Here is a 20079-nt window from a genome sequence, read left to right as displayed (position 1 = left end):
CTGATGGGGAAGCAATCAGAGGCCAGTCGCGCCCGGCATGTCGCGATCATTATGGATGGCAATGGCCGGTGGGCGAAGAAGCGCGCCTTGCCGCGCGCCGTTGGCCATCAGCGCGGTGTTGAGGCGGTGCGCGAACTGGTGCGCAATGTTGGCGGAATGGGACTCGATTGTCTCACGCTCTATGCGTTTTCATCGGAGAATTGGAAACGACCCGATGAAGAGGTCGATGATCTGATGAACCTGATGCGTAAGTTCATCAAATCAGACTTGCCCGAATTTGTCGCCAATGACGTGCGCCTCAAAATCATCGGTGATTGGCGAGGTCTGGCGCCGGACATTGTCGCCATGCTTGAAGACGCCTTGGAGCAAACCTCTGGCGGGTCGAACACGCTGGCGGTTGCACTCAATTATGGCTCGCAAAACGAGATTGCGCGCGCTGCTGCAAAGGCTGCGGCGATTGGCGATGTTACGCCAGAGGCGATTGCAGCGCATCTCGACACGGCTGATTTGCCGCCGCTCGACCTATTGATCCGCACCAGCGGCGAGGTTCGCCTATCGAACTTCCTATTGTGGCAATCGGCCTATGCCGAAATGCTGTTCATCGATACGCTTTGGCCGGACTTCAAACCGGCGCATTTGCAAGAAGCGTTGGATAACTTCGCGCAGCGGGAGAGACGCTTTGGCGGACGCTGATAGTATGACTGGCGAAGAGGCGGATAAGCCAGCTTCTAAACACACAGACCTGCCGGTGCGGCTTGCCTCCGCCGTCGTGATGGTGGGCGTGTCCTGTATCGCGCTGTGGCTCGGCGGTTGGTTCTGGATCGCGTTTGTTGCGCTGCTCGCGGGATTGGTTCTGTGGGAATGGAATCTGCTGGCAAAGGCATTTGCGAAATCGCCGCTAACCGAGGTGCTTTGGCTGTTCTTTGGCGCGATCTATGTCGGCGGCGCGGCGCTGGCCATGGTTGAAGTCCGGCAAAGCTATGTGCCGTTTTTTATGCTCATCGGCTTTATCCTGCCGATTATAGCAGTTGATGTTGGGGCCTATTTTGCGGGCCGCGCCATTGGCGGACCCAAGATTGCGCCTAAAATCAGCCCATCAAAGACTTGGGCGGGCCTAGGCGGCGGGATCGTCGCGGCCAGCGTGGTTGCGATCTGTGTGCAGTATTTCTTCCCAGAGGCGGGGCATTTTGGTGAGGTGCCGCCGGAAGGCTTTGGATCTCGCAAACCTGGTCGGTCCTCTGGCGGCTGGCACGTTAATCGCGGTGCTCGCGCAGGTAGGTGATTTCTTTGAAAGCTGGATGAAACGGCGCGCAGGCGCAAAGGATTCCGGCAAGCTCATCCCTGGCCATGGCGGTGTGTTTGACCGGCTCGATGGTTTTATCGCCGTGTTCTTTGTGCTCGCATGCACGCGAGATCTTCTTAGGGTAGCATCGGTGACCCGCTCGATCACAATTCTTGGTGCAACGGGGTCCGTGGGGGCCTCAACGCTCGATTTGATCCGGCGCAATCGCGATGACTGGCAGGTTGAGGCGCTCACTGCAAATTGCTCGGCAGACGAACTCGCCGCCCTGGCGCGCGAGTTTGATGCGCGGATCGCGGTTGTCGGTGATGAGAGTTGCCTTGGCGATCTACGCGCGGCTCTGGGCGATAGCGGGATCGAAGCGGCAGGCGGCGCGCAGGCACTATGCGATGCGGCGGCGCGGGGAGCCGATCTGACGGTTGCGGCGATTGTTGGCTGCGCTGGGTTGGCCCCAACCATGGCGGCGATAGAGCAGGGCGGGGTGGTCGCGCTCGCCAATAAGGAAGCGCTTGTTTCCGCTGGTGACGTCATGACGGCAGCGGTTGCAAAATACAGTGCGACCTTGCTGCCCGTCGACAGCGAGCACAATGCGATCTTCCAATGCTTGGCCGACAATGACATCGCCGATGTCGCGCGCATTACTCTCACGGCTAGCGGCGGGCCCTTTCGCGAATGGACGCAGGCTCAGCTTGATGCGGCAACGCCAGTGCAAGCCGTCGCACACCCCAATTGGGATATGGGCGCGAAGATCAGCGTCGACAGCGCGACCATGATGAACAAGGGACTGGAGTTCATCGAGGCGCACCATCTGTTTCCTGTTGGGCTGGACCGGCTCGGGATCGTTGTGCACCCGCAAAGCGTTATTCACTCCATGGTTGAGTATAAAGACCGCTCGACGCTTGCGCAGCTCGGCCCGTCCGACATGCGCGTGCCGATCGCATCTTGCCTGGCCTATCCCGTACGAATGGAAACGCCGATGGAGCCGCTCGATCTGCCAAGCATTGGCGGGCTGACTTTCTTCGCGACAGACGAGGCTCGTTTTCCTGCCACCCGGTTGGCGCGTGAGGCGATCCATGCTGGCGGCGGGGCTCCGGCAACGCTGAATGCTGCGAACGAAGTGGCGGTCGCCGCGTTTCTGGCTGGTCAGATTGGGTTCACCCGGATTGCCTTAGTGGTCGAGGATGTCTTAAATCGCTATAGCGTGGCGGCGCCGCAAGGATTGGATGATGTGTTGAGCATCGATACCGAGGCCCGCGTGCGCGCTCGTGAATTATTGGAAAGCTCTGCTCTTGTTTGAATCGCCCCCTTTCTGGATGTACGCCATGCGGCTTCATATTGCTGCTGGGGCCGCTCGTCACTGTGCATGAGCTGGGGCATTATCTGGTTGGCCGATGGTTCGGCGTGAAGGCAGAGGCGTTTTCGGTCGGCTTTGGCAAAGAGCTGTTTGGCCGCACGGACAAGCATGGCACGCGTTGGAAGCTCTCGGCATTGCCGCTCGGCGGCTATGTCCAGTTTAAGGGTGATATGAACCCGGCGAGTGTGCCTGATCCCAATGCGCCGGTGGAGCCGGGAAACTTTCAGAGCGCGGCTCTGTGGAAGCGCGCGCTGATTGTCGCCGCTGGCCCGGTCACGAACCTGCTGGTGGCAATCGCGATTTTTGCTGCATTCTTCACTATCTATGGTCAGCCAAAGATCGAAAGCGAAGTCGACACCCGGCAAATCGGGGAATTTGCTGAAGAATCCGCCGCGCGCGATGCTGGCCTCGAAGTCGGTGATCTAATCGTCGAGATCGATGGGGAGGCGATCACAGACTTTGAAGGTATCCGCGAGAATGTCGCGCTTTATCCAAACAGATCGATTGTCATCGGCGTAGAGCGTGATGGCGCCGAGCTGGATATTCCGGTGACAATCGCCAGTGTTGAGCAGACCGATAATTTCGGAAACACAGGCACGATTGGCCTGATCGGGGTTGCTCCGGTTGAGGCCGAATATGTCTTTAAAGACGTCGGTATTCTGGAATCCATCCCGCTCGCAGCCAGCCAATGCTGGGAAATCACCAAGATGATGGTGACAGGGATAAAACAGATTGTGGTCGGCGACCGCTCGATCAAAGAGCTGGGTGGGCCTGTAAAGATTGCCAAATTCTCTGGCGAGCAATTGAGTCTAGGTCTGGTCGCATTCGTGAACTTCGCGGCTTTGATCTCGCTTAATTTGGCATTCATCAACGTCTTGCCAATCCCTGCACTCGATGGTGGCCATTTGGCATTTTATGCTGCGGAAGCGGTTCGAAAGAAGCCGGTGGGACCACGAGCGACCGAATATGCATATCGTACCGGGATAGGTTTGGTGCTGGTATTCATGGTGGTCGTGACGGTAAACGACCTCGTTTCGCTGCCGGTCTTCGGGCCACTATTTGGCAGTTAACCGGGGAAAGGGGTCCGGTGAACGGCAATTGGTGGGTCTCTCCGCTTGATTGCGCAGGCAGCATCGGGCACAGGCAAATCTGTGCTGTAACAGCCTATGATGGGATCATGCCCCGGGGCAGGCGTGCGTGATTAGATACGGGTTAGACGGGAACACTTACTCAATGAATCGATGCAGCGAGACAGACGCCGTGTCTGCTAAGTCAGCCGGGCGGCTCTCCATTGCACTTTTGTGCACGAGCGCTCTTGTCAGCCTTCCACAGGCGGCCGTGGCGCAGGATCAGACCGAGACCAGCAATGCCGCCACCGCGCAGCAGGCTGAAAGTTCAACGGAACAGGCCCCAGAGCCCGCGCCTGCGGCCGATACGATCCGGTCGATCAGCGTGGTCGGTTCAGAGCGGCTAGAGCCGACAACTATCCTAAGCTACATTCGTCTGCGCGTGGGCCAGCCATACACCACGGCGGGCGCTGATGCGGCGCTTAAGGACTTGGGCGCAACCGAGCTATTTTCGAACTTTTCGATCCGCAATGATGGCGGCAATGTCGTAATCAATGTGACGGAAAGCCCGGTGATTAACCGCATCGTGCTCGAAGGCAACGAGCGTATTAAGAACGACAAGATCATCCCCGAGATAAAGCTTGCGCCGCGGCAGATATTCACCCGCTCGAAAGTGCGCGCTGACGTGGCTCGGATTATCGAGCTGTATAAGCGTCAGGGACGGTTTGCCGCCACAGTTGAACCGAAGATGGTCCAGCTGCCGCAAAACCGCGTCGATATTGTATTTGAGATCAGTGAAGGGCCAAAGTCCAAGGTCCGCCAGATCAATATCATCGGAAACGAAGAGTTTTCCGACGGCGAGTTGCGCAGCGAAATGGTGACGAAGCAGGCGCGCTTCACCCGTTTCTTCAGTTCCAACACCAGCTATGACCCCGACCGGCTTGCCTTTGACCAGCAGAAGCTGCGCCAGTTCTACCTTACCGAGGGCTATGCCGATTTCCGCGTTGTGTCGGCCGTGGCTGAGCTGACGCCTGACAAAGAAGACTTCATCATCACCTATGTGGTGGAAGAGGGCGAACGCTACAAATTTGGCAATGTGGAAGTTGAGAGCCAGTTGCGCGATTTTGACGGCGACGCGTTGGCGGGCCGCCTGCCGATGAAGACCGGCGATTGGTACGATGCAAAATCGGTCGAAGACACGGTTGAGCAATTGTCTGATTTGGCCGGAACCTTTGGCTATGCCTTCGCAGATGTTCAGCCGCGCTTTGACCGCGACAAAGACAATCTGGCGATGAACATCAACTTCGTGCTGCGCCAGGCACCGCGTGTTTATGTTGAACGTGTGGACGTAAACGGCAACACGCTGACCCAAGATAAAGTTGTCCGCCGCGAATTTCGGATCAGCGAAGGCGATGCATTCAACTCGATTGGTGTCCAACGGACAACTGCCCGGATTGCATCGCTCGGATATTTCCAAGAGAACTTTGAGGTCAATCAGGTTGAGGGCAGTCAGCCTGATCGGATCGTGCTGGAAGCAAACGTGCAAGAGCAACCGACCGGGGAATTGCAATTCTCTGCTGGTTTCTCTTCGATTGAAAGCTTCATTCTCTCTGGTAGCATTCGTCAGCGGAACTTCCGCGGGCGTGGCCAGACAGTCGGATTGAGTCTGAACTTCTCGCGTTTCTCGCGTTCTGCTCAGCTTAGCTTCTCAGACCCATATGTGTTTGATCGCAATATCTCGGCGGGGATTGATATCTTCCGGCGTGATTTTGAGAATCCAAGCTTTCTTCAAAACAACCGTGCTCCATCGTTCGAACAATCCACAACAGGCTTTTCGCTTCGTGCCGGTGTGCCATTGACGGAATTTCTGTCGCTCGTTGGCAGTTACACGCTCAATTATGACGATGTGAATCTGGGTAATCAGTTCTTCTCCGATCAAAACGGCGATGGCATCGAGACTTGCGATCCAAATCTTGCTGGACGTTTCCTGTGCGATGCATTGGGCGAACGGTTGAGTTCAATCCTCGGGGTAAGTCTGGCGTACAACACGCTGAACTCGCGGATCCGGCCATCACGCGGCGCCAATATCAACTTTACGACAGAGTTTGCCGGTCTTGGTGGCGACGTGAAATATCTCCGGCTTCGTGCAAAGGGGACGCAATATTTCAATGTGGGCAGCGGTTTTATCTTCTCGCTTAGCGCAGAGGGTGGATCAATCATTCCGCTTGAAAATCGCCCAGGCGCGGGTGTTGACGATGTCTTGTTGACTGATCGTTTCTTCCTGGGTGAGCCGCAAATTCGCGGATTTGATATTCGCGGTGTTGGCCCTCGGATTCTGCGTCGTCCGCTAGATGGCGATGGAAATCCCGTTCTTGACCGGGATCAGGCACGCGACGACGCGCTTGGCGGTCGCAAATTCTATCTTGGCCGTGCTGAGCTTGAAATTCCGCTCGGTACTGGTGCCCGCGAACTTGGCCTTCGCCCATCGATTTTTGCAGATGTTGGTGCATTGTGGGGGATCACGGATCCTCTGCTTGTTTCCTCACCACAACTGTTTCAGCAGGCGGATAACACGATCACTACTGATCCCGTTGCGCCGGATGGCACACCGAATACTCCTTTTGGTGGAGGAGGCTTCCAAGAAGTCTTCTTGGGCGACTCGCCATCACCTCGCATAACCGTCGGTATCGGCGTAAATTGGAATTCACCCTTTGGGCCATTCCGCATCGACTTTGCGCATGCATTGCGCAGCGTCGAAGGCGATGAGACCAAAACATTTTCATTCAATGTAGGAACTCAGTTCTAATGAAACTCTTTGCTAAGTCGCTCGCGATTGCGGGCCTCGCTATGTCCACCGCTGTTGCAGTGCCTGCCACCGCTCAGGTGCAGGGCAATGTCGCGACAGTCGACACCGCGCGTGTTGTTATCGGCACCACCGCGTTCCAAACCGCTTATCAGCAGATTTCGACCACTTATCAGTCGCAAATCGACACCCGCCGCGCGCGCAATCAAGAGCGTCAGACGCTGCTGCAACAGCTCGATACGAATAACGACAATCAGCTGGATGAAGCTGAACAGGCTGCCGCAGCGAACGCGGCACAAACCACTCGTATTCAGGCGATTGATCAGGAAATTCAAACGCTGACCGCGCAAATCGATGGTGCGCGTGTCTATGCGGTTGAGCAAATTCTCATGCAATATTCGTCATCGCTGCAAGAAGTAGTGCAAGCGCAATCGATCCAAATGATCGTTTCGCCTGATGCGATTATCTATGCGCCGCCACAAGCTGACATTAGCCAGCAAGTGACCGCCGCGCTTAACGCAAAAGTTCCAAGCGTCACCATTGTCCCTGCTCAAGGATGGCAACCAAACCGCAATTCAGTCGGCGTGTTCCAGCAAATCCAGCAGGTGCTGCTCCAGGCTCAGGCCATTCAGCAGGCGCAGGCCGCTCAACAGCAGCAACAGCAACCAGCAGCGCAGGCTCCCGAGGGACGCTAAGCCTACCTGGGCAAAGCAGCAGCGATAGATAACACAGGGGGCAAGGCATGAGTGAGGGTTCGGAAGCACCGGCCAGCGCAGAACAGATCGTGGATTACGACATCCACAAGATCCTCAAAGCCCTGCCGCACCGTTATCCATTGCTGCTGGTTGATCGGGTTCGCACGATTGATTTGGGCGAACGCATCCATGCGGTGAAAGCTGTCAGCATGAATGAAGAGTTCTTTCAGGGGCATTTCCCTGGCGCTCCGATCATGCCAGGCGTGCTTCAGATTGAGGCCTTGGCGCAGGCGGCGGCAATCCTGGGGATTGAGACGCTAGAGCTTTCGGGCACGGGTAAGCTGGTGATCTTTATGGGGATCGAGAATGCGAAATTCCGTGCCCCGGTGACACCGGGATGCTTGCTCGATCTCAATGTTGAATTCGTTCAGAAGCGCAGCCGGGTCTATAAGTTCCAAGGCAAGGCGAGCGTCGAGGGCAAAACCTCGTGCGAAGTTGAGTTCACCGCGATGATTGCTGACCCGCCAGCGTGACCCAATAACGCTTGCATTTTTGGGGAAGACGGCTAAACGCGCCGCTTCTCAATTCAACAGCGCAGCCGGTCGGTACCGGCGAAAGCTACGAAGGATATACCGCCATGAAGGCCGATACACACCCCGATTATCACATGATCACGGTCAAGATGACCGATGGTACAGAGTTTCAGACACGCTCCACTTGGGGTAAAGAAGGCGACACTTTGGCGCTTGATATTGACCCGACCAGCCACCCGGCTTGGACTGGCGGTAAGCAGCAAATTCAAGAAGGCGGCCGTGTTGCTGCGTTTAACAAACGTTTTGGCGGTCTTTCGCTTAAGAAGTAAGCGTTTAACGAGATTTGCGATGGTAACATCGTACCAATGGGGCGGTCCTGCGGGGCCGCCCTTTTTGCTTGCCTATTGGCTCGGTCATAGTGGCTGTGAGCGTTAGTTTCAGCGCGCGGCTCGCGTTGGCCAGCTCGTGCAGGGCGCATCGGAAGTGTTCGTTTGCGGGGCGAGGACCTCAACAATAGACGCCTCAAGATTCGCACACAGTCTGACTAATCTGCGCGAGGCCAGAGCGATCCCAAGTGCGGAGCGAAATATTCTTGCGCAAAAGCGATTTTCGCGCAGTTTTCGCTTCACACGGGTCTGTGTTTGTGCAACAGGCTCGCCCCGCACGCAAGCGGCCTTGACCAGGCCGTCAGCACGCGTAACACGCCCCCCTTGCGTAGGCTTGGCAGCGACTTAGGTTGCGTTGAGACGGGGCATATGGCGATCGTAGCTCAGTTGGTTAGAGCGCCGGTTTGTGGTACCGGAGGTCGGGGATTCGAGCTCCCTCGGTCGCCCCATTTCCCCCTTCAATGCCCCCTTTCGATGCGCGGTCTTGCAAAGCGCACCGCCAATTGAACTGGGGCTTGATCGCTGATGACCGCATTCTGGACCGAACCGGACTTTGATGAACACGAACTCGTGCAGCTTGTGCATGAGCGCAAGAGCGGTCTGACCGCGATTATTGCCGTGCATTCATCGCATCTCGGCCCAGGCGCAGGCGGCACACGCTTCTGGCATTATCCCAATCCCAAAGATGGCCTATCCGATGCGCTGCGCCTTAGCCGCGGGATGAGCTATAAGAATGCAATGGCGGGTCTGCCGATGGGTGGCGGCAAAGCGGTGATCCTGGCCAATGATGCGCGCACTAAGACGCCTGAAATGCTGGCTGCGTTTGGCGATGCCGTCGAAGCACTCGGCGGCCGCTATGTGACGGCAGAAGATGTCGGTATCACCGAAGCTGATATGGTCGCCGTGGCCAAGCAAACGGCGCATGTCTCTGGCCTCCCAGTTGAGGGCGAGGGTAATGCGGGCGGTGATCCCGGCCCGTTTACCGCAATGGGCATTTATCACGGCATCAAGGCCGCTGTTCGCCATAAGCTCGGTAAAGATAACGTCGATGGCGTGCATGTTGCGGTGCAGGGCACTGGCAGCGTCGGCGCGGGCGTTGCGCGGCTGTTGGCGAAGGATGGAGCGAAGCTGACCTTGGCGGATATTCACGCTGATCGCGCAGCGGAATTGGCGCGCGAACTGGGCGGAGAAGCCGTTAGCGCGGATGCCATCATGAGCACGTCCTGCGATGTCTTTAGCCCCAATGCGCTCGGCGCGATCTTGGATGAGGAGGGTATTGCTCGCTTGGATACGCCAATCGTCGCCGAGCGGCGCGAATAACCAGCTTGCCCGCGCAGAACACGGTAAAGCGCTGGCAGAGCGCGGAATTCTCTATGCCCCGGACTATGTCATCAACGCGGGCGGCATTATCTCGGTCGCGCTGGAATATCTCGCACGTCGTAATGGCACGCCGGGCGACATCAATGACGTTCGCAAACGGATTGCGCAGATACCTGAACGGCTTGAGGAAATCTGGCTCAAAAGTGAGGAAACTGGTGTCTCATCTGACGTGGTTGCTGATCGCATGGCGCAAGAGTTGATCGGTCGCCGCTAAGTTTTTCGCCCACCCAGTTGGGCTTTTTTGCTCCGCGAATTGCCTGTTGTTCATGACAGTTGCAGGGTGTTGTTTGTTTTGTGCCCTTGCCGCGCAGCGAGGGTGCGCTTAATCAGCGACGAACAAGCAACGGTATTTATGCACGGCTACGCCAATCCAACCCGTTTTCTCTCACTCGCCCGCTGGCTCGCGCCGGCGCTGTTGCTGAGCGGCATTGTGCTGTCTGCGGGTGCGGTGGCGTGGGGACTGCTCGTCGTTCCAGCTGATCGGCTGATGGGTGAGACGGTGCGCATTCTCTATATTCACGTACCATCGGCGTGGCTCGGCATGGGCGGTTGGACCGGTATAGCGCTATCCAGCGCGGCGCTGCTGATCTGGAAGCATCCGCTCGCGGCGATTGGTGCACGCGCGGTTGCGGTGCCGGGGATGGTATTTACGGCGATCTGCCTGGCCACCGGCTCAATCTGGGGGCGCCCAACCTGGGGCACCTGGTGGGTTTGGGATGGGCGGCTGACGAGCATGCTGGTGCTGCTCTTCCTTTATGCGGGCTATATAGCCTTGGCCCAGGCCAGCGCACGCGACGGCGGGTCGAGCAAGATCCCAGCGATCTTTGGCCTTGTTGGCGCGATCAATATTCCGATCATCAACCGCTCAGTCGTGTGGTGGAATTCGTTGCACCAACCGCCCAGCATTACCGTTGGTAAGAGTGCGATTGCGGGTGAGTTTCTGGTCCCGCTGTTGGTTGCCGTGCTTGGTTTTTCGCTGTTGTTTGGCGGAATTGTGCTGATGCGGATGCGCGCATTGATCGCAGAAATGCAGGTTGAGGCGCGCCTACGCCGCCGCGCGCTCGAAGATGATGTACCTGCTTCCGCTTCGATGGGAGCCAGCTGATGCGCGAGGCACTCAACCAGTGGGACTATGTGATTGCAGCCTATGTGATCGGGATTGGCGCCTTGATCGCGGTGACGATTTGGGCGTGGCAAAGCATGCGGCGGGCCGAACGCCGCCGGGATGAGGTAAAGCGGCGATGACTGAGATAAGCACGGGACTACGCGCAAAGCATCAACGAATGGTGCTGGTCGTGATCGCCATTGTCGCGGTTATCGCAGCGGGCCTGCTGGCGGCCTATGCGCTGCGCAATCAGGCGAACTTCTTCTATCTGCCAGAGCAAATGAGCGCGAGATCCGCCTGAGACAGGCAAAGCGGTGCGGCTTGGCGGAATGGTGCAGCCCGGCTCGCTCCAAACGCTTGATGATGGGATTACCGTGGCCTTTGTCGTCACAGGTAATGAAGCGGCGACTATCCCGGTCCGCTACAGCGGTATTTTGCCTGATCTGTTCGTGGAGGGTTCTGGCGTGGTCGCCGATGGCAGCCTGCAAGAAAATGGCACCTTCCTCGCCACGAACCTGTTGGCGAAGCACGATGAGAATTACGTGCCGCGCGAGTTGGAAGGATTGGAGCAGCATAAGTCACCTGAGCAATCCTACACCACCACGATGTACACGGATTAAGGCCATAGGATGATCGCAGAGATTGGCCTGGCCGCCCTGTGGCTCGCCGCTGCGCTTGCCGCGCTGCAATTGTTCGCGGGCGTTTTGGCGCTGCGCCAGAATCAGGATGAAGATGGCGAGCTAGCGCGCTTGGTGCGCCCAGCGGCGATGGTTCAGGCGCTTTTGGCGAGCCTCGCATTTCTCATGCTGATGTGGTGTTTTGCGATCACTGATCTGTCGGTGAAACTGGTCGCGGCGAATTCGCATTCACTAAAGCCGATACTTTACAAAGTGACCGGCACCTGGGGCAATCACGAAGGCTCCATGCTGCTGTGGGTCGCTGTGATGGCGATGTCCGGCGGGTTGATCGGCTGGCTTGAGAAACGCCTGCCCGTGCGCACGATGCAGGCTACGCTGGCGACGCAGGGTTTTGTTGCGCTTGGCTTTTACGCTTTCCTATTGCTCAGCTCGAACCCGTTTGAGCGCCTGCCAATCCCTGCTCCAGAGGGGCAGGGGCTGAACCCGTTGCTGCAAGACATTGGTTTGGCGCTGCATCCGCCGACGCTCTACATTGGCTATGTTGGCCTGTCGGTCGCCTTTAGCTTCGCGATTGGTGCGCTGCTTACGCGAAATGTGACGCCCGAATTTGCGCGGGTGATGCGGCCATGGGTGCTGGGCGCTTGGGTATTCCTGACGCTGGGTATTACCGCTGGCAGTTACTGGGCTTACTACGAGCTTGGTTGGGGCGGCTGGTGGTTTTGGGATCCAGTTGAGAACGCTTCTCTAATGCCGTGGCTCGCAGCGACCGCATTGCTGCATTCGACCAGCGTACTGGCCGCGCGTGATGCCTTGCGCACCTGGACGATTATGCTCGGCGTGGTCGCCTTCTCGATGAGCATGCTGGGCACATTTCTGGTGCGCTCTGGCGTGCTGACCAGCGTGCATGCGTTCGCCGTCGATCCAGAACGGGGCAGCTTTATCCTCGCGCTGCTGGCGATTTACATTGGCGGTAGCCTAGCGATCTTTGCTTTGCGCGCAGGGACCGTGGCAGAGGGCAAGCGCTTTGCCATGACCAGCCGCGAAGGCGCACTTGTATTCAACAATGTGATGTTGTCCGCGATCCTCGGGATTGTGCTGCTCGGCACGCTTTATCCGTTGCTGACTGAGGCGTTTGATATTCGCGTGTCCGTTGGCCCGCCATATTTCAATCCGGTCAGCGCGATTTTTGCCGTTCCAATGTTCCTTGTGATGGCCGCCGGGCCATTGATGCGTTGGCGCGAGGATAAACCTGCGCGCATTCAGTTGGAACTGGCGATTGTCGGCGCGATCATTCTTGGCGTGCTGGCGGTAGTCGCGGTGCTGGGTGATTATTCAATCTTGGCAATCCTCGGCCTTGCATTGTCGGCAGGCCTCGCGATTGCCTCTTTCATGCCACTGCGTGGCCGCAAACTAGCGCGCGTGCCGTTGGCGACATGGGGCATGGTACTGGCGCATTTCGGTGTCGCCGTGTCGCTGTTCGGTATGGCCAGCGAGAGCGCGTTTACAACAGAGCGCTTGTCGGCGGTGACCGCGGGCGAAAGCCAGCAGGTTGCCGGATGGAACATTACCTTGGAAAGCGTTGATCCGATTGCCGGGCCGAACTGGACCGCGATGGAAGCCCGCGTGATTGCGCAGCGGGGCAAGGGCGAGGCCTCCGTTATGGTCCCGCAGGCGCGCAATTTCTGGGCGCCCGCGCAAGCCACCAGCGAGAGCGCTCTGCTCACACGCTGGGATGGGCAGCTCTACGCGGTGATTGGCGATTCCGCCGGGGTTGATGCCAATGGCAATCAGCGCTGGCAGCTGCGCGTATGGTGGAAGCCATTTGTGACCTTCATCTGGTACGGCGGCCTCTTGATTGCGCTGGGCGGCGCGCTGGCGATTATTGGCCGAGTGAGCACAGACCTGAAACGCCGCCGTGCGGTGCTGCGAGGCACCGAAAAGCGCGCGGAAGCTGAGCAGCTCAAAATGGAAAAAATCGACGGATACGGGACGTTCTGATGCGCTGGACCTTATGGATACCTTTGGGGCTGTTTGTCTTCTTTCTGGGCGTGGCCGGATATCAGCTGACCCAGCCGAAGGATGATCAAATCCCCTCCGCCATGGTTGAGAAAGCTCTGCCAGAGTTTGAACTGCCTGCGGCGGTTGAGACAATGCCCGGTGCATCGCGTGCGAACTTCATCGGCGGAAAGCCAAAACTGCTCAACATCTGGGCGAGCTGGTGCCTGCCGTGCATTGCGGAGGCAAAGCAACTCGAAGTGCTCGAAGGGCAGGGCGTGGAGATCATCGGCGTCGCAATCCGGGATAAACCGGAGGATGTGGCGAATTTCCTAGAGCGCTACGGCAATCCCTACACCCGCATCGGTAAGGACGATATCTCGTCGCTGATGCTGGAGATTGGTGCGTCAGGCGTGCCGGAAACCTATGTGATCGATGCCGAGGGTGTGATCCGTTATCAGCATATTGGCGACATCAGGCTGGAGCATATTCCGCTTCTTCTGGAAGAGCTCAAGAAGGCGGAAACGTGAGGGCGCTCTCCATTGCTCTGCTGGCCGCCGTGCTTGCGCCTTTTGCCATGCTCGGTGTGCCGCTGACCGCGCAAGATCTCGCTGCCGCCGGCACCCTATGCCTACACCCAATTGGAAGACCCAGCGCTGGAGGCGCAAGCCGTGGAGCTGATGGCGACGCTGCGTTGCCTCACCTGTCAGAGCCAGAATATCCACGATAGCGATGCTCCGATGGCTGGCGATATGCGCCATCAGGTCCGCTCGCGCCTTGCCGCTGGGGAGGAACCGGAGGCGATCCGCCAATGGCTGATCGTGCGTTATGGCGATTATGTCAGTTACCAGCCAGAGGTCAGCTCCACGACCTGGCCGCTGTTTCTGGTGCCAGCGATCATCTTTGGTTTTGGCTTGTTGCTGCTGTTCCGCCGTCTGGGGCGCAAACGCTCCGATGGCGAAGGTACGGACAGGGCGCCGACTTCAGAGGAAAGCGCATAATGGGGTGGATCGCTGTCTCACTCCTCGCGCTTGCCGCGTTCGGCTTTGCTGCATTCGTGCTGCGTCTGCCGAAATCGAGCTGGACGCTGTTTGGCGCGGTCTTGGTCTTCGGTCTTACCGGCTACGCATGGCAGGGCAGCGCTAGCCAACCGGGCAGTCCCAAGGCAGCGATGGTGCAGGAACCTCGCTCTGGCGAACAGATGGTCGAGGCGCGCCGCGCCTTGTTTGACGCAGGCGTGCCCAAACCCAACTACCTTACTGTGTCTGATGGCTTTGCCCGGCGCGGGCGGTTCTCTGATGCTGCTGGCTTGCTGCGTGGCGGCCTCGCAGACAATCCGAGGCACGCAGAGGGCTGGTTAGCGCTCGGTATGGCTTTGGTTGAGCACGCCGATGGTAGAGTTACACCTGCGGCGCACAACGCCTATGACCGGGCAAGCAAGGCCGATCCTGCTAATCCCGCAGCGGGTTTCTTCCTTGGAGCGGCCTATTTTCGCACTCGTCAGGTGCGTGAGGCGCGCGCCGTCTGGGCCGAATTGCTGGAGCGCACGCCAGAGGACGCGCCATGGCACGGAGAGCTGACCCAAAGGCTAGAGGTCATTGATGCCATGCTGTCTGGTGCGCCCAATCCAGCGGCCCAATAAGGCGCGCATCCAACGCCTGAGTTGCAGGGGCGCTAAGGCGGTGCTAAGCGCGCCCACCTCACATGGTTCGTGAGGGGGCAGAGTCGCCAAATCGGGCGGCTTATTTACGAGGGCAGTATCGATAGGGCCGCGGCTCTACTTCGGGAAATCCATTACGCATGAGCGATACAGCAGCGCCAGCACACCAGCCGCCCCAAGGCGGCAAGGGCCATAGCGCGTCTAAAAAGGCGCTTGCGGTTGGCGCGATTGGTATCGTCTTTGGCGATATCGGCACCAGTCCGCTTTATGCGTTCCGCGAAACATTTGTTGGTCCGCACCCGCTTGCGGTTGATACGGCGCATGTTCTGGGCGTCATCAGCCTGATCTTCTGGTCGATGACGCTGGTCGTTTCGATCCAATATGTCACGATCCTGATGCGCGCCGATAACAAGGGGCAGGGCGGTTCACTCGCGTTGGTCGCGCTCATTTCTAGTCAGCTTAGCAAGTCGAAATATGGTTGGGTGGCGCTGTTGCTCGGCGTGTTTGCGACCTCGCTATTCTACGGCGACAGCATGATTACGCCTGCAATTTCGGTCCTGTCTGCGGTCGAGGGCCTGACGGTTGTGGACCCCGGATTGCAGCGTTTTGTTATTCCGATTGCGCTGGGCCTACTCGTCTTTCTGTTCATGCTGCAAAAGCGCGGAACGGCGAAGGTAGGGGCGCTGTTTGCCCCGGTCATGATCGTTTACTTCACGGTCATCGCCAGCATGGGCGCGTGGCAGATATTCAACACGCCAGAGATCTTGTGGGCGCTTAACCCTTATCACGCGGTGAATTTCTTTGTCCTTGATGGCTGGCTGGCGTTTCTGGCGTTGGGCTCAGTCGTTCTGGCGGTTACCGGTTCAGAGGCGCTCTATTCTGATATGGGGCACTTTGGCCGTGGTCCGATGCGGCTTTCGTGGTTTGGCTTCGTTATGCCCTGCCTGCTGCTCAATTACTTTGGGCAGGGGGCGATGATCATTGGCTTGCCGCCGGAACAAGCCGCCGAAGCCATCCAGAGCCCGTTCTTCTTCCTCGCCAGCGAGGAATGGCGTTTGCCGTTGGTGTTCTTGGCCACGGTCGCGACCTTTATCGCCAGCCAAGCGGTCATCTCCGGCGCGTTCTCGATTACGCACCAAGCCATTCAGATGGGCTATATTCCGCGCCTTTCAATCCGCCACACCAGCGAAACCGAAGGCGGCCAGATTTACATTCCAGTGGTAAACTGGGCGCTGATGGTGGCGGTGATCATTCTGGTGCTAACGTTCCAGAACTCCTCTAATCTCGCCAGCGCCTATGGCATTGCTGTGACCGGCGCGGTCACGATTGACACGCTGCTGATGGCGGTGCTGCTGATTGGCGTGTGGAAATGGAAGTGGTGGTACGCTGCGCCTGTCGTGATCCTGTTCCTGATCGTGGATGGCGCTTACTTCGCGGCGAACCTTACGAAGGTGCCGGACGGCGGCTGGTTCCCGCTGATGGTGGGCTTTATCGCCTTCCTGCTGCTCACGACATGGGCGCGTGGGCGCAAGCTGATGCGCGACCGGATGAGCGAAGTTGCTCTGCCGATGGAAATCTTCGCAAAATCCGCCAAGAATTCCGCCACTCGCGTGCCCGGCACGGCGATCTTCATGGCCTCCAGCACGGCTGGCGTGCCCTCTGCGCTGCTGCATAACATCAAGCACAACAAGGTGCTGCACGAACGCGTGGTGATCCTGACGGTCGATATTCAGGACGTGCCCTATGTCGATCCGAGCAACCGCTGCGAATATACGGATATGGGCGACGGATTCTATCGCGCGGTGTTACGCTATGGCTTTATGGAAGAGACGAACGTCCCGCTGGGCTTGAAGCAGATGGAACAGTGTGGCGGCGAGTTTGACATGATGCACACCAGCTTCTTCCTCTCGCGGCAGACACTTCTGGCAAGCGACAAGCCGGGCATGCCGATCTGGCGCGAGAAGATCTTTGCGTGGATGCTGAGAAACGCGGCGACCGCAATGGAGTTCTTCCGATTGCCGACCAACCGTGTGGTGGAGCTAGGCAGTCAGGTCGAGATTTAGGTGGCATGGATGGCGCACAGGTGATCACACCTGTTGGTCGTAACAAGATGTTACATGCCCGTAGGTTGAACGAATCTGGGAAAGGGGCGTAGGCCGCAGTCACCAACGAAAGAGAAGGCAAATGACTGCACATCGCATTTTCGCATCAGGACGTAGCGAGGTCAAACATGGCCATGGTGGCTATCTCAATGTCATCACCACCAGCCGTTCTACCGACAATCAAAAGCAGGTCGTGCGCGACGTCTTGCAAGAGCGCGCACGCCGTGCGCTCTATGCCAATTGTGACCGTGCGCCGCTTGGTTGGGAAGACTGCGCCGCCTAAGGCGTTTCGTCCTTCGCCTCGGCTTCTTCTTCCTCACCTAGGTCCAGCCCATGCTTCAGCAGCATGGGGATATTGGCGAAGGTGAACAGGAACGTGAGCGGCAGGAATACCCACAGCTTCGCCCACAACCAACCTTCAAAGGTCATATAGGCGCGCAGGCCCTCGTTGAGCGCTGCCAGCGCGAGGAAGAACACGCCCCAATTGCGCGACAGTTTCAGCCAGCCTTCGTCTGTCAGGCCCTCAAATGCGGCCTCCAACAGGATTTTGAGCAGTGCCTTACCCATCTTCCAACCCGCGAGTAGTGCGACGCCAAACACACCGTAAATCAGTGTAGGCTTCAATTGCACAAAGGTCGGATCGCCAAACAAGATTGTAAGCGCGCCAAAACCAACAATGAGTGCAGTCGAAAACCACAACATCGGTGACACCTTGCCCAGCCGCCATTTGGACACCGCAAGCGCGACGATTGCCGCCAGCATAAAGGCCGCCGTGCCTCGAATGATCGCAAACAGCTCGCCCGCAGGCTCAGGCTCTTCGGGAGAGAAATATTTATAGACGCTTAGGAAGACCAGGAGCGGGCCGTAATCAACCGCTACGTTGAGCCAGCCAGAGCCTGCCTTCTTTGCGGGAGGGGCGGCGGTTTCAGTGTCTGACATTATGCCACTCCTGCGATAACTTTGGCGACCAGATCGGGGTCGAACGGGCGCAAATCGTCCATTGTCTCGCCAACACCAATCGCGTGGATTGGCAGGCCATATTGCTCCGCCGCCGCCACCAGCACCCCGCCGCGCGCGGTGCCATCCAGCTTGGTCATGATCAGGCCAGTGACGCCTGCAACCTCTTTGAACACATCGATCTGAGACAAGGCGTTTTGGCCATTGGTTGCATCCAGAACGAGCACGACATCATGCGGCGCCTCTGGATTGAGGCGGCCCAGGACGCGGCGGATTTTCTCCAGCTCGTCCATCAACTCGCGCTTGTTTTGGAGTCGTCCGGCGGTGTCGACGATCAGTGCGTCAATGCCCGTGTCTGTCGCCTCTTTCACCGCGTCGAATACGATGGAGGCCGGATCGCCGCCCTCTGGTCCGCGAACGATGGGTACGCCAACACGTTCTGCCCAGGTCGCCAATTGGCCGATTGCGGCGGCGCGGAAGGTGTCGCCCGCAGCCAGCATCACGCCGTAATCATCCTCTTGAAATAGGTGCGCTAGCTTGGCGATGGTTGTTGTCTTGCCGGACCCGTTGACGCCGATCACCAGGATCACTTGTGGGCGGGGGAAGGCAACTATGTCGAGTGGTTTCGCCACCGGGCGGAGGATTTCGGCGATTTCCTCAGCGACGGCCTCTTTCAATTCTTGCTCAGTGATTTCCAGGCCAAAACGCTTTTCAGACAGTTTTGCGCGGATCCGCCCGGCGGCCGACGGGCCAAGGTCAGAAATGATCAGCGCGTCTTCCACCTCGTCCAAGGTGGCATCATCAAGCTTCGCCGTGCCGACCACGCCCGTGAGATTGGTGGACAGACGCTCTGAGGTCTTACGAAACCCCCCGAACAGCCGATCACTCCAGCTAGAGCCCGCATTCTCGGGATCGCTCATTGCAGCAGGCCTTTCTCATGGGCAGTCGGTGTGATGGTCAAAATTGTGCCGCGCTCTGTGCCGCTGGGCAGGGCGACGCGGGCGTAGCTCTCGCTGTAGCCGCTGTTGTCGCCCTCGGCGAGGACCTGAAGCGGTTCGCCCACAAGGCTATTGAGCCATCTGGTGCGTGTTTCCGCCGCGAGCGCGCGCAGTTCAGCGGCGCGCTCCTTGATAAGGGTGCGGGGCTGCTGAGGCATGCGGGCCGCTGGTGTTCCCTCTCGCGGGGAGAAAGGGAAGATATGGCCATGGACGATGTCCAGCTCGCGAATGATCGAGAGGTTCGCCTGATGATGCTCGGCGGTCTCGGTTGGGAAGCCCGCGATCAGGTCTGCGCCAATGGTGATATCCGGCCGCACGTGCCTTTAGACGCTGCACCAGATCGACCGCGTCGCCGCGCAGGTGCCGCCGCTTCATGCGTTTCAGGATCAGATCATGGCCATGCTGCAGGGATAGGTGCAGATGCGGCATCAGGCGCGGCTCGCTGGCGAAGAGCTCAAACAGAGCCTCGTCAATCTCAATGCCATCGAGTGATGACATGCGCAGGCGCGCGAGCTGTGGGAAGCGGTCCAGGATCGCGCCGACCAGCGCACCCAGCGGCGGGGTGTCGGGCAGATCGTGCCCCCAGCTGGTCACATCCACCCCAGTCAGCACAACTTCACGTGCGCCTAGCTCCAGATGCTGCTCCACCTCGCGCAGCACCTCAGCAATGGTCATGGAACGGCTGGTGCCGCGCCCTTGTGGGATAATGCAGAAGGTGCAGGCGTGATCGCAGCCATTTTGGATCGCGATAAAGGCGCGGGTTTTTGTCGGGGCAAGCGGCGCGTGATCGCTGGGCAGGTTCCAGGCGCGCGGATCAAGCTTTGACTGGTTGGAGATAAGCCCGTCGATTTCTGGCATATCAGCAAGCTGCTCACGCTCGATATCGGCAGCGCATCCGGTCACGATCAGCCGCGCATCGGGCCTGGCGCGGCGAGCCTTGCGGATGGCTTGGCGCGTCTGGCGCACCGCTTCATTGGTCACGGCGCAGCTGTTGACGACGACGACATTCTCGTCCTCTGGCAACATCGCGCGCAGCTTCTCGCTCTCAGCAATGTTGAGACGGCAGCCGAGCGAGATTACGTCGGGCTGATCGGTAAATCGGGCGC

The 20079-nt window shown here is 58.4% G+C and carries 17 protein-coding genes, 1 tRNA gene and 4 pseudogenes; 19 read left to right on the top strand and 3 right to left on the bottom strand.

Translation table 11 applies throughout. From position 1 onward, the window contains the following. Positions 1–3: 3 nt before the first annotated feature. The 19 genes and pseudogenes from uppS to AC0V6Z_RS14695 all read left to right on the top strand — a co-directional run bounded on the left by uppS (position 4) and on the right by AC0V6Z_RS14695 (position 17301). Positions 4–693: a polyprenyl diphosphate synthase gene (gene uppS / locus AC0V6Z_RS14785; protein WP_472639176.1), complete on the top strand. Its 690-nt coding sequence runs from the start codon at positions 4–6 to the stop codon at positions 691–693. Next, complete coding sequence (locus AC0V6Z_RS14780) at positions 680–1282, top strand: phosphatidate cytidylyltransferase (protein ID WP_472639175.1); 603 nt, start codon at positions 680–682, stop codon at positions 1280–1282. Before uppS ends, AC0V6Z_RS14780 begins: the two co-directional genes overlap by 14 nt. After that, on the top strand, positions 1212–2597 hold the full coding sequence (gene dxr / locus AC0V6Z_RS14775) for a 1-deoxy-D-xylulose-5-phosphate reductoisomerase (RefSeq protein WP_472639174.1): 1386 nt from the start codon (positions 1212–1214) through the stop codon (positions 2595–2597). The genes AC0V6Z_RS14780 and dxr overlap by 71 nt, the downstream gene beginning before the upstream one ends. 38 nt (positions 2598–2635) lie before the next feature. After that, positions 2636–3724 carry an RIP metalloprotease RseP gene (gene rseP, locus AC0V6Z_RS14770; RefSeq protein WP_486176504.1) on the top strand — a complete coding sequence of 363 codons (1089 nt, stop codon included), beginning with the start codon at positions 2636–2638 and terminating at the stop codon, positions 3722–3724. A gap of 163 nt (positions 3725–3887) precedes the next feature. Next, positions 3888–6527 (top strand): outer membrane protein assembly factor BamA, encoded by a 2640-nt coding sequence (gene bamA / locus AC0V6Z_RS14765; protein WP_472639172.1) that lies wholly within the window; start codon positions 3888–3890, stop codon positions 6525–6527. After that, positions 6527–7219 (top strand): OmpH/Skp family outer membrane protein, encoded by a 693-nt coding sequence (locus tag AC0V6Z_RS14760; protein WP_472639171.1) that lies wholly within the window; start codon positions 6527–6529, stop codon positions 7217–7219. The genes bamA and AC0V6Z_RS14760 overlap by 1 nt, the downstream gene beginning before the upstream one ends. Positions 7220–7266: 47 nt before the next feature. After that, complete coding sequence (gene fabZ / locus AC0V6Z_RS14755; protein WP_472639170.1) at positions 7267–7752, top strand: 3-hydroxyacyl-ACP dehydratase FabZ; 486 nt, start codon at positions 7267–7269, stop codon at positions 7750–7752. Positions 7753–7856: 104 nt separating this feature from the next. Then, a complete protein-coding gene (gene rpmE / locus AC0V6Z_RS14750) occupies positions 7857–8081 on the top strand; it encodes a 50S ribosomal protein L31 (protein WP_472639169.1) in 225 nt (74 codons plus the stop codon). Between the two features lie 429 nt (positions 8082–8510). Next, a tRNA-His gene (locus AC0V6Z_RS14745) sits at positions 8511–8587 on the top strand. Positions 8588–8663: 76 nt separating this feature from the next. Beyond that, positions 8664–9732, top strand: a pseudogene (locus AC0V6Z_RS14740) (Leu/Phe/Val dehydrogenase). 138 nt (positions 9733–9870) lie between these two features. Further along, positions 9871–10623 carry a heme ABC transporter permease CcmC gene (gene ccmC, locus AC0V6Z_RS14735; protein WP_472639168.1) on the top strand — a complete coding sequence of 251 codons (753 nt, stop codon included), beginning with the start codon at positions 9871–9873 and terminating at the stop codon, positions 10621–10623. Continuing rightward, a complete protein-coding gene (locus tag AC0V6Z_RS14730; RefSeq protein ID WP_472639167.1) occupies positions 10623–10763 on the top strand; it encodes a hypothetical protein in 141 nt (46 codons plus the stop codon). Before ccmC ends, AC0V6Z_RS14730 begins: the two co-directional genes overlap by 1 nt. Continuing rightward, positions 10760–11243 (top strand): annotated as a pseudogene (gene ccmE / locus AC0V6Z_RS14725) (cytochrome c maturation protein CcmE). Before AC0V6Z_RS14730 ends, ccmE begins: the two are co-directional and overlap by 4 nt. A 9-nt stretch (positions 11244–11252) precedes the next feature. Then, the gene (locus AC0V6Z_RS14720; RefSeq protein WP_472639166.1) at positions 11253–13259 is read left to right on the top strand and encodes a heme lyase CcmF/NrfE family subunit; all 2007 of its coding nucleotides are present in this window, start codon (positions 11253–11255) and stop codon (positions 13257–13259) included. Then, positions 13259–13786 carry a DsbE family thiol:disulfide interchange protein gene (locus tag AC0V6Z_RS14715; RefSeq protein ID WP_472639165.1) on the top strand — a complete coding sequence of 176 codons (528 nt, stop codon included), beginning with the start codon at positions 13259–13261 and terminating at the stop codon, positions 13784–13786. The genes AC0V6Z_RS14720 and AC0V6Z_RS14715 overlap by 1 nt, the downstream gene beginning before the upstream one ends. 47 nt (positions 13787–13833) lie before the next feature. Next, positions 13834–14257, top strand: a pseudogene (locus AC0V6Z_RS14710) (cytochrome c-type biogenesis protein). Then, complete coding sequence (locus AC0V6Z_RS14705) at positions 14257–14898, top strand: tetratricopeptide repeat protein (protein ID WP_472639164.1); 642 nt, start codon at positions 14257–14259, stop codon at positions 14896–14898. The pseudogene AC0V6Z_RS14710 and the gene AC0V6Z_RS14705 overlap by 1 nt, the downstream one beginning before the upstream one ends. 158 nt (positions 14899–15056) lie before the next feature. After that, positions 15057–16979 (top strand): potassium transporter Kup, encoded by a 1923-nt coding sequence (locus AC0V6Z_RS14700; protein ID WP_472639163.1) that lies wholly within the window; start codon positions 15057–15059, stop codon positions 16977–16979. Positions 16980–17100: 121 nt separating this feature from the next. Then, on the top strand, positions 17101–17301 hold the full coding sequence (locus AC0V6Z_RS14695; RefSeq protein WP_472639162.1) for a hypothetical protein: 201 nt from the start codon (positions 17101–17103) through the stop codon (positions 17299–17301). Here the strand turns inward: AC0V6Z_RS14695 and AC0V6Z_RS14690 are convergent. The 3 genes and pseudogenes from AC0V6Z_RS14690 to AC0V6Z_RS14680 form a co-directional block, all read right to left on the bottom strand. Beyond that, positions 17298–17957 carry an inner membrane-spanning protein YciB gene (locus tag AC0V6Z_RS14690; protein WP_472639161.1) on the bottom strand — a complete coding sequence of 220 codons (660 nt, stop codon included), beginning with the start codon at positions 17955–17957 and terminating at the stop codon, positions 17298–17300. The two genes, AC0V6Z_RS14695 and AC0V6Z_RS14690, sit on opposite strands and share 4 nt — an antisense overlap. Beyond that, entirely contained in the window at positions 17957–18895 is a 939-nt protein-coding gene (gene ftsY, locus AC0V6Z_RS14685) for a signal recognition particle-docking protein FtsY (protein ID WP_472639160.1), read from the bottom strand. The genes AC0V6Z_RS14690 and ftsY overlap by 1 nt, the downstream gene beginning before the upstream one ends. After that, positions 18892–19999, bottom strand: a pseudogene (locus tag AC0V6Z_RS14680) (MiaB/RimO family radical SAM methylthiotransferase). Before AC0V6Z_RS14680 ends, ftsY begins: the two are co-directional and overlap by 4 nt. Positions 20000–20079 lie beyond the last annotated feature (80 nt).

The organism is Erythrobacter sp. SN6-5, from assembly GCF_057364945.1.
The sequence above is the reverse complement of the archived record's forward strand: the minus strand, read 5'-3'. Positions and strand labels throughout refer to the sequence as shown.